The sequence below is a fragment of the Streptomyces sp. NPDC029159 genome (assembly GCF_055564055.1).
Genome location: NZ_JBVHWT010000012.1, coordinates 215,714 through 225,551, shown reverse-complemented (window position 1 = coordinate 225,551; position 9,838 = coordinate 215,714). Strand labels below are relative to the sequence as shown.

General features: G+C 72.8%; 9 protein-coding genes. 4 read left to right on the top strand and 5 right to left on the bottom strand.

Features of this window, described 5'->3' with window-relative positions; translation table 11 throughout:
* Positions 1-134 precede the first annotated feature (134 nt).
* Entirely contained in the window at positions 135-311 is a 177-nt protein-coding gene (locus ACZ4U4_RS23235) for a hypothetical protein (protein ID WP_467877473.1), read from the bottom strand.
* Positions 312-540: 229 nt separating this feature from the next.
* Between ACZ4U4_RS23235 and ACZ4U4_RS23230 the strand changes: the two genes are divergently transcribed.
* On the top strand, positions 541-1,362 hold the full coding sequence (locus ACZ4U4_RS23230; RefSeq protein WP_467877471.1) for a calcium-binding protein: 822 nt from the start codon (positions 541-543) through the stop codon (positions 1,360-1,362).
* 72 nt (positions 1,363-1,434) lie between these two features.
* Here the strand turns inward: ACZ4U4_RS23230 and ACZ4U4_RS23225 are convergent, their stop codons facing one another.
* Positions 1,435-3,882, bottom strand: coding sequence for an HAD-IC family P-type ATPase (locus ACZ4U4_RS23225; RefSeq protein WP_467877468.1), 2,448 nt, complete (start codon positions 3,880-3,882; stop codon positions 1,435-1,437).
* 59 nt (positions 3,883-3,941) lie between these two features.
* A complete protein-coding gene (locus ACZ4U4_RS23220; RefSeq protein ID WP_467877466.1) occupies positions 3,942-4,217 on the bottom strand; it encodes a DUF2530 domain-containing protein in 276 nt (91 codons plus the stop codon).
* A gap of 272 nt (positions 4,218-4,489) precedes the next feature.
* Here ACZ4U4_RS23220 and ACZ4U4_RS23215 point away from each other — a divergent pair, with 272 nt between their 5' ends.
* Positions 4,490-5,956, top strand: a complete 1,467-nt coding sequence (locus ACZ4U4_RS23215) for an NCS2 family permease (protein WP_467877463.1) — start codon at positions 4,490-4,492, stop codon at positions 5,954-5,956.
* A gap of 28 nt (positions 5,957-5,984) precedes the next feature.
* On the opposite strand, the gene ACZ4U4_RS23210 is transcribed toward ACZ4U4_RS23215, so the two are convergent.
* Positions 5,985-7,394 (bottom strand): MFS transporter, encoded by a 1,410-nt coding sequence (locus ACZ4U4_RS23210; protein ID WP_467877461.1) that lies wholly within the window; start codon positions 7,392-7,394, stop codon positions 5,985-5,987.
* Positions 7,395-7,531: 137 nt separating this feature from the next.
* Positions 7,532-7,759, bottom strand: coding sequence for a CopG family antitoxin (locus ACZ4U4_RS23205; RefSeq protein WP_467877458.1), 228 nt, complete (start codon positions 7,757-7,759; stop codon positions 7,532-7,534).
* 130 nt (positions 7,760-7,889) lie between these two features.
* Here ACZ4U4_RS23205 and ACZ4U4_RS23200 point away from each other — a divergent pair, with 130 nt between their 5' ends.
* Together ACZ4U4_RS23200 and ACZ4U4_RS23195 are read left to right on the top strand one after the other, a co-directional pair.
* Positions 7,890-8,327: a MarR family winged helix-turn-helix transcriptional regulator gene (locus tag ACZ4U4_RS23200; protein ID WP_030285761.1), complete on the top strand. Its 438-nt coding sequence runs from the start codon at positions 7,890-7,892 to the stop codon at positions 8,325-8,327.
* Positions 8,328-8,356: 29 nt separating this feature from the next.
* Positions 8,357-9,793, top strand: a complete 1,437-nt coding sequence (locus ACZ4U4_RS23195) for an MFS transporter (RefSeq protein WP_467877456.1) — start codon at positions 8,357-8,359, stop codon at positions 9,791-9,793.
* Positions 9,794-9,838: the final 45 nt, after the last annotated feature.

The window sequence follows — 9,838 nt, the reverse complement described above, 5'->3', positions numbered from 1 at the left end:
ACCCTGGCCTCCCCTACACAACGCACGCCCCGACCGGGCCCCGGCTCCCCCCCCCCCCCCCCCCCCCTCCCCCGCCCCCCCCCCCCCCCCCCCCCCCCCCCCCCCCCCCACGTCCTACGCCAGCTGCCGGCGCCTCACCCGGTGAACTTCTTGACCGCTCCCCAGATCAGCGCACCCGCGCCGACCGCGAGGAGGAGCCAGCCCCACCACTGGATCGGCCCGGAGTCGCCGCCGGACGAGTGGTAGCTGTGGTGGTAGTGGTGCGACCGTGCCAGTACCTCGTAGGTGAGGTCCCCCGTGGAGAAAGCCATGGGCAGGGACCTTAGGCGGCGCGGCGGCGGGGGCGCCAGCCGCGTGCGGGCACTGTGACCCGCTTGATACGGCCCCCGGGGCGCCGTCCCCGCGTCCGGTCGCCGTAGCACGTCTGTGACGCGGAACGGGCATACGGCACAAGGGAGTTCACGCTTCCGCCAACCCTGCCGGATACACCTGCGGACATGCCCGCGGTGGGCCCGCCACCGCCTCACGAAGGTGTCCGCCATGCTCTCTTCCCGCACCGGCCGCCCGGCGCTCCGCGCCGCGGCCGCCCTCGCCCTCGTCCTCGCCGCCGGGGCCACCGCCCCGAGCGCCGTCGCCGCCGCACCGCAGGCCACCGCCGCCGTGGCCGACAACGGCCGGGAACTCGCCTACACCGCGGCCCCGGGCCAGGCCAACGAGGTCACCGTCACCGAGACGTACGAGGGGTCCGACCACACCCACCTCACCTACCTGATCGACGACCGCGTGCCCGTCACCGCAGGTCACGGCTGCACCCACCCGGACGCCGCCGACCCCACGAAGGTCCGCTGCACGGTCGAGACCGTCGAGAGCCAGAGCCCCTACGCCGCGCTGACGATGGACCTCGGCGACCGCGACGACCGGGTCGCTCTGGCCAACACCGCGGGGGAGACGTACTACTTCAACCGCATCCTGCTCGGCGACGGCAACGACACCGCGACGACCACCGGCGCCGCCGACGGCAGCACGGTCGTCGGTGGCGCGGGCGACGACCGGATCACGGCGGGGGAGGCGGCCATCGCCCTCGGCGGTGCGGGCCGCGACACGATCGAGGTGAACGGCGGCTCCGCGTTCGCGGAGGGCGGCCCCGGCGACGACGTCCTCAAGGGCGGCCCCGGCGACCAGAACCTCTCCGGCGGCGACGGCGACGACAGGCTGTACGGCGGTCCCGGCGACGACATCCTCAACGGCGGCGCGGGCGACGACATCCTGTACGGCAACAGCGGCAACGACCACCTGTACGGCGGCCCGGGCCGGGACCGGCTGTCGGGCGGGCCGGGCGAGGACGTCGTCCAGCAGGACTGAGCCGGTGAGCCGGACGCCGGGGGAGCGGGGCGGGCCGGCGCCCGGAAGACACCGGCCCGGGCCCGCCCGCCCTCACGGCATCGTCCGCCCCAGCCGCCGCCAGACGATCTCCAGCGTGAGCCCGGCGACCACCGCGATGCCCACCGCCGTCCACGGCAGGACCGTGCCCACCAGCCGCAGCGCGAAGAAGTGCTGGAGCCACGGCACGGCCAGCACGATCAGGAAGGCCCCGCCCATCGTCGCGACCAGCGCGATCCGCCACCAGGTGTAGGGGCGGGCGATGATCGCCAGCACCCACATCGCGGTGAGGAAGAGCGTCAGCGTCGCCGCGCTGGTCTCGGCGGACAGCGCGTCGGGCCCGGTGTAGTGGTGGCGCGCCAGCAGATACGTCACGAATGCGGCGACGCCGGTGATCAGCCCGGACGGCACCGCGTACCGCATCACCCGGCGGACGAAGTGCGGCCGCGCCCGCTCCTTGTTCGGCGCCAGCGCCAGGAAGAACGCCGGGACGCCGATGGTCAGCGTCGACAGCAGCGTCAGATGGCGCGGCAGATACGGGTACGGGATCTGCCAGCAGGCCACCAGGAGCGCCAGCAGCACCGAGTAGACCGTCTTCGTCAGGAAGAGGGTGGCGACCCGGGTGATGTTGCCGATCACCCGGCGGCCCTCGGCGACCACCGACGGCAGCGTGGCGAAGCTGTTGTCGAGCAGCACGATCTGCGCCACCGCCCGCGTCGCCTCCGAACCGGCGCCCATCGCGACGCCGATGTCCGCGTCCTTCAGCGCCAGCACGTCGTTGACGCCGTCGCCGGTCATCGCGACATGGTGGCCGCGCGACTGGAGGGCGGCGACCATGTCCCGCTTCTGCCGCGGGGTGACCCGGCCGAAGACCGTGCCGTCCTCGACCGCCGAGGCCATCGACTCCGGTGCGTCGGGCAGCTCCCGCGCATCCACCGGCGCCGCCGCCCCCGGCAGCCCCAGCCGCCCGGCGACCGCGCCGACCGACACCGCGTTGTCGCCCGAGATGACCTTGGCGGCCACGTCCTGCTCGGCGAAGTACGCCAGCGTCGCCCCGGCGTCCGGCCGCACCCGCTGCTCCAGCGCCACCAGCGCCGCCGCCTCCACGTCCCGGGCGAGCGCCGGATCGTCCAGCTCCCGCGCGCTGCGGGCCAGCAGCAGTACCCGCAGCCCCTCGGCGTTCAGCTCCTCGGTCTCGGCGAGCGCCGGATCGCCGGGCGGCAGCAGCACATCGGGGGCGCCCAGCAGCCAGGTCGTACGGCCGCCCGCGGGGTCGTCGAGGACCGCGCCGCTGTACTTGCGGGCGGACGAGAACGGCAGCGTCGCGGCGCACCGCCAGCCGTCCTGTTCGGGGAACGCCTCGATGAGGGCGAGCAGCGAGGCGTTCGGCCGCGGGTCGGCGCCGCCGAGCGCGCCGAGGATCTGCCGCAGCCGCCCCTCGTCGGCGCCGTTCAGCGGCCGCAGCGCGCTGACGTCCATACCGCCCTCGGTGAGCGTCCCGGTCTTGTCCAGACAGACGACGTCGACCCGGGCCAGCCCCTCGATCGCCGGCAGCTCCTGCACCAGGCACTGCTTACGGCCCAGCCGGATCACCCCGATCGCGAACGCCACCGACGTCAGCAGCACCAGCCCCTCGGGCACCATCGGCACGATCCCGGCGACCATCCGCCGCACCGCGTCGTCGCCCGCCATGTGCAGGGTGAAGAGGTGGCTGAGGATCAGCCCGAGCGCGGTCGGGATCATCATCCACGTCACATAGCGGAGGATCTGGCTGATGCCGGTCCGCAGCTCGGAGTGGACGAGGGTGAAGCGGCTGGCCTCCTCGGCGAGCTGCGCCGCGTACGCCTCACGGCCGACCCGGGTCGCGCGGAACGCCCCGCCGCCGGCCACCACGAAGCTGCCGGACATCATCGGGTCCCCGGGCTGCTTCAGTACCGGGTCCGCCTCGCCGGTCAGCAGCGATTCGTCGACCTCCATGCCGTCCGCCTCCAGGACGGTGCCGTCCACGACGACCTTGTCCCCGGGGCCCAGCTCGATGACGTCGTCGAGGACCACCGCCGAGGTGGAGAGCGGGGCGGCCCGCCCGTCCCGCCGGACGGTCGGCTTCGCCTCCCCGACCACCGCGAGGTTGTCGAGCGTCCGCTTGGCGCGCAGCTCCTGGAAGATGCCGATGCCGGTGTTGGCGATGATGACGAAGCCGAACAGCCCGTCCTGGATCGGCCCGACGATCAGGATGATCACGAAGAGGACGCCGATGATGGCGTTGAAGCGGGTGAAGACGTTGGCCCGCACGATGTCCGGCACCGAGCGCGAGGAGCGCACCGGTACGTCGTTGACCTCGCCGCGGGCGACCCGCTCGGCGACCTCGGCGGCGCTCAGCCCCGGATGCGCGGGTGGCCCGCCGTCGCTCCCCGGCGCCGCACCGGCGCTCGCGCCGTCCGGCCCTCCGGAGCTGCTGCTGTCCGATTCCGGACCACCGCCGGGTTTCGCCCACTGCGTCATGGTTCGACGGTACGGGGGCGGGGCGCGGCGCACCCGCCGGGGGTGGGCGGTGCGGTGGGTCAGGCGGTGTCGGGGGTGGCCTCGGTGGCCGCCTCGGCGGCGCGCTTGATGGCGGCGTCCCGCTTGCGGACGTACCAGATGCCGAGGCAGCCGAGGCAGCCGCCGGCCAGGCAGGTCCACACCCACCAGGCGTGGTGGTTCCGGGCGAAGAGCGGATAGAAGGGCAACTGGCCGAGGAAGAGGACGAACCAGATGATGGTGCCGCCGGTGATCGTGCCGACGACCGGCCCCTCAAGCGGCGCCGGAGCCGCGCGCAGTTCGGACTTCTTCCACATGGACCCCAGCTTACGGGGGCCACCGGACGGGCCCGCGCCCGGCCGTGGCGGGGTTCCGGCAGGCGTGGGGCGGCCGTGTGACGCAGAGGTCTACGCGCGAAGATAGCGATCAACGAATTGTTTATTCATACTGAACTCTTCCGGATCTGACTGGTTTGAATCGTTGATTGCTCCAAACTGATCAGGAAAGTTGCTGTCCGTGCCCCCGTCCCGGGATCACCCGGGCCGATCCCCCGCGCCTTTCCCAGGCCCGTACCACTGAGGTCCCGCCCATGTCGTCCTCGGCCACCACACCGGTCGAAAATGCTCTTCGGAGCCCAGGTCACCCGCCCAAGAACGGGCTCGACCGCTTCTTCAAGATCTCCCAGCGGGGCTCGACGGTGGGCCGCGAACTCCGCGGCGGCCTGGCGACCTTCTTCGCGATGGCCTACATCATCGTGCTGAACCCGATCATCCTCGGCGCGGGCGTCGACAAATACGGCCACCACCTCGACAACGGGCAGCTGGTCACCGCCACCGCCCTGATGGCCGGTCTGAGCACCGTCCTGATGGGCGTCGTCGGCAACGTCCCGATCGCCATCGCCGCGGGCCTGGGCATCAACGCCGTCGTCTCCCTCCAGCTCGCCCCCAAGATGAGCTGGCCGGACGCGATGGGCATGGTCGTCCTCGCCGGTCTGGTGCTGATGATCCTCGTCGCCTCCGGTCTGCGGCAGCGCGTCATGGACGCCATCCCGCCGGGGCTGCGGCGCGCCATCGCCATCGGCATCGGCATGTTCATCTCGCTGATCGGCCTGGTCGACGCCGGCTTCGTCAGCCGCAACCCGGACGCCGCGCACACCACCGTGCCGATGGGTCTGGGCCAGGGCGGTCAGCTCAAGGGCTGGCCGGTGCTGGTCTTCGTGCTGGGCCTGGTGCTGATGTTCATGCTGGTGGTCCGCAAGACCAAGGGCGCGATCCTGATCGGCATGGTCGTCATGGCCGTCGTCGCGATCATCATCAACGCCATCGCCACCATCCCGGACGCCGCCTGGGGACTCGCCGTCCCGAACGTCCCCGACAAGATCGTCGACACGCCGGACTTCGGGCTCATCGGCCACATCAGCCTCTTCGGCGGCTTCCGGGAGGTCGGCTGGCTGACCGGCTGCCTCTTCGTCTTCACCGTGCTGCTCTCCGGCTTCTTCGACGCGATGGGCACCATCATCGGCGTCGGCGAGGAGGCCGGGCTGACCGACGAGAACGGCACCCTGCCCGGCATGGGCCGCATCCTGATGGTCGACGGCATCGCCGTCGCGGCGGGCGGCGTCGGCTCCGCCTCCGCCAACACCTGCTTCGTCGAGTCCACCGCCGGCGTCGGCGAGGGCGCCCGCACCGGTCTGGCGAACGTCGTCACCGGCGGGCTCTTCCTGCTCGCGCTGGTCTTCACGCCGCTGGCGACCGTGGTGCCCGCCCAGGCGGCGACGCCCGCGCTGATCGTCGTCGGCTTCCTGATCATGGCGTCCAACGTCCGGGACATCGACTGGGGCGACTTCACCGTCGCCATCCCGGCGTTCCTCACCATGATCTCGATGCCGTTCACCTACAGCATCACCAACGGCATCGGCATCGGCGTGCTCGCCTTCATCCTGCTGCGCACCGCCACCGGCCGCTTCCGGGAGGTCCCCTGGCTGCTCAACGTCGTGGGCCTGTGCTTCCTGGTGTACTTCCTGCTCAACCCGATCGAGCAGCTGCTCGGGACGTGAGCGCTCCCCGGAGGTGCCGGCCGCCGCGTCAGCGGGCCGGCACCTCCGGCCCCGGAAATGTCGGAGGGCCCGGGGTCGCGTCGCGCACCGTGCGGGCGGCGCCGATCAGCAGCAGCGGGGTGGCCAGGGCCAGCAGCCCGGCGGCGAGCAGCGCGGTCCGCTCTCCGGTGGCGGCGGCGAGCAGCCCGCCCAGCGCGGTCAGCGCCGCGATGGACGCCCGCGACGTCACCGACCACGCCGCAAGCACCCGCGCCACCCGGTCCGCCGGAATCCGTTCCAGCCGGTACGTGACGAGCACCGGGGTGTAGACCCCGATGCAGCAGATCATCGCCAGCTCGACGGCGACGACCAGCGCGAAGCCGCCCACCCCCGGCCCGGTCAGCGCCAGCCACGGCAGCCAGCACACCCGCAGCACCCCGGTGGCGAGCAGCACCGCCCGGCGCCCGAACCGCGCGACGAGCGGCCGGGCCAGCCGGGAGCCGATCAGCCCGCCCGCGCAGGGCAGCGCGAAGGCCAGCCCGTACGCCCAGGGCGCGAAGCCCAGCCGGTCGACGAGGAGCACGGTCAGCAGCGGCTCGGTCGCCATGATCAGGCCGTTGACCAGCACGCTGTTGAGGAAGAGCGGCCGCAGCGCCGGATCGGCCAGCAGGAACCGCCAGCCGGTGAGCAGGTCGGCGGCGCGCGCCCGGGGGCGGACCGGGGCCTCGGCGGAACCCGGGGCGTCCGGCGCGAAGCCGCTCGATTCCGGCCCGCGCGGTGCCGGGGCGTCCGGCCCCTTCCCGTCCGCCTGCCGCCGCCCCGCGTCCCCGCCGGACGCCCCCTCCGTACGCGGTCCCGGCACGTCGCCCGGCCGGGCCTCGCCGCTTCCGATCGACCGCAGCCCCAGCGCCGACAGCAGATAGCTGACCGCGTCCACCGTGACCGTCAGCATCGGGCCCAGCACCCCGACCGCGGCGCCGCCGAGCGGCGGGCCGAGCATGGTGGTGGTCCAGGTGGTGGCCTCCATCCGCCCGTTGGCGCGCAGCAGCTGCTCCGGCGGCAGCAGCGACTTCAGGAAGGCGCCGCTCGCCGCGGCGAAGGCGATGTCGGCGGCGCCGACCACGACGGAGACCACCAGGAGCTGTACGAAGCCGAGGAGGCCCAGCGCGTAGGCGGCGGGGACGCTCAGCATCGCCGCGCACCGCACCAGGTCCGTCGCGATCATCACGGGCCGTTTGCGGCGCCGCTCCACCCAGGGCCCGAGCGGCACCGCGGCGAGCGCCCCGACCGCGGCGCCCACCGCCGACAACGCCGCCACCTGCGAGGGCCCGGCGTGCAACAGCAGGAGGGCGGTCAGCGGCAGCGCGTTGAACGCGAGCCGGGTACCGAAGGCGCTGACGGTGTACGCCGCCCACAGCCGGTTGAACCGCCGCCCGAGCGGCTCCCTGGACCCCGTCACGCCCGCGCTCCTCGCCTCCCGGCCGCACCCCGCGCGCGACCGGCCGAAGCTAGCGGGGCGCCGCCGCCGGGGCAAATGGCTTTCGGGGGAGCGGGGCGGGCCGCGCCGAGGGCGCTTGGGCGGTCCGCGCGGTGCCGTCAGCCGTGGGCCGCGGGGGACCCGTCGGCGGCTTCCGCCGCCGTGTCGCCCCAGCCGCCGAGACGTTCCGTCGCATCGACCGAGGACTGGAAGCGTTCGTCGAAATCCTCGCGGACGAGCATCCGGACGACGTAGTCCTGGACGCTCATACCGCGTTTCGCCGCGTGCTGCCGGATGCGCTCCAGCAGTTCGTCGTCCAGACGCAGGCTGAGCACTCGCGATCCCATGAGGACACCGTCCCCGCAGACACCCGTCAGGTGCGTCGTTTTCCCGCGGGTACTCACTCGTATGGGTGATATGGATACGTCCGTCTCGCGCGGCTTTCCTTAGAAAGGGTAATGAGTTACGCTAACAAACATGCCGGACCTGTCCCGCGGCGACGACGCTGCCGCCGTGAGCGCCCTGCGGGGCGCCGTGATGCGCCTCTCCCGCCGCCTCAAGCACCAGAGGGTCGACGAGTCGCTGAGCCCTACCGAGATGTCGGTGCTCGGCACCCTCGCCCGCTGCGGCCACGCCACCCCCGGGGAGCTGGCCCGCAAGGAGCATGTGCAACCGCCGTCGATGACGCGCATCGTGGCCATGCTGGAGGCAAAGGGGCTCGTCCGGCTGGAGCCGCACCCCGACGACCGCAGGCAGAAGGTCGTCACCCAGACCGAGCAGGCCGAGGCGATGCTCGCCGAGAGCCGCCACAAACGCGACGCCTGGCTCGCCGAGCTGGCCACCGGGCTGGACGACGACGAGTGGGCGAAGCTGCGCGCCGCCGCACCGGTCCTGGAGAAGCTCGCCCAGCTGTAGCGACACCGAGCCGAGGAGGCGAACCGACGTTGAGTACGGGATCCGGATCAGACTCCGTCCCCGCACCGCACACCCCGCACGAGACGGCCTCCGGCACCTCGCCCGAGGCCACCGGGCGCGGGGCGCCCCCGAGTGCACCCGCCGCCCCGCGCAAGGGCATGTTCAGCTCGCTGCGCGTACGCAACTACCGCCTCTTCGCCACCGGCCAGGTGGTCTCCAACACCGGCACCTGGATGCAGCGCATCGCCCAGGACTGGCTGGTGCTCAGCCTCACCGGCTCCTCCGGGGCGGTCGGCATCACCACCGCCCTCCAGTTCCTGCCGATGCTCCTGTTCGGGCTCTACGGCGGCGTGCTCACCGACCGGTTCTCCAAGCGGAAGCTGCTGCTGTTCACCCAGTCCGCGATGGGCGGCACGGGCCTCGCGCTGGCCGCGCTCACCCTCACCGGGACCGTCCAGGTCTGGCACGTCTATCTGACCGCGTTCCTGCTCGGGCTGGTCACCGTCCTCGACAACCCCTCGCGGCAGGCGTTCGTCGTCGAGATGGTCGGCAAGGAGGACCTGCGCAACGCCGTCAGCCTCAACTCCGCCAACTTCCAGTCCGCCCGCCTCATCGGCCCGGCCGTCGCCGGCGTGCTGATCAGCGCGTTCGGCAGCGGTTGGGCGTTCTTGCTCAACGGTCTGTCGTTCGCCGCGCCGATCGCCGGACTGCTGATGATGCGCACCGCCGAGCTGCACAAGGTCGACCGGGTGCCGCGCAGCAAGGGCCAGCTGCGGGAGGGGCTGCGCTACGTCTCCGGGCGGCCCGAGCTGATCTGGACGATCGTCCTCGTCGGCTTCATCGGCACCTTCGGCTTCAACTTCCCGATCTGGCTGACCGCCTTCACCTACCACGTCTACCACCAGGGTCCGGGCACCTACGCGCTGTTCAACTCGCTGATGGCGGCCGGTTCGCTGGTCGGTGCGCTGCTCGCCGCGCGGCGCTCGTCGTCGCGGCTGCGGCTGCTGGTCGGCGCCGCGGTCCTCTTCGGCGCCCTGGAGATGGCCGCCGCGCTCGCCCCGTCGTTCTGGATCTTCGCCGTGCTGCTCGCGCCGATCGGCGTGGTCGGTCTGACGATCAACGTCACCGCCAACTCCAGCGTCCAGCTGGCCACCGACCCGCTGATGCGCGGCCGGGTGATGGCGCTGTTCATGATGGTCTTCGTCGGCGGTACGCCGCTGGGTGCACCGCTCGTCGGCTGGGTCACCGACACCTTCGGCCCCCGGATCGGCTTCCTCTCCGGCGGCCTGGTCTCGCTGCTCGCCGCCGTCCTCATCGGTCTGATCCTGGCCCGTACGGGCGGACTGCGGCTGAAGATAGATCTCCGCCGCGGCCACCGGCACGTCGCCTTCGTGCCCCGCGCCGCCCTCCCGGAGGACGGCGCGGAACCGGCCGCCTCCCCGGACAAACCGCTGCCGGTCGCCTGACCCGGCCGCCCGTTCCCCGGCCCCCGCCTCCCGAGGCGGGGGCCG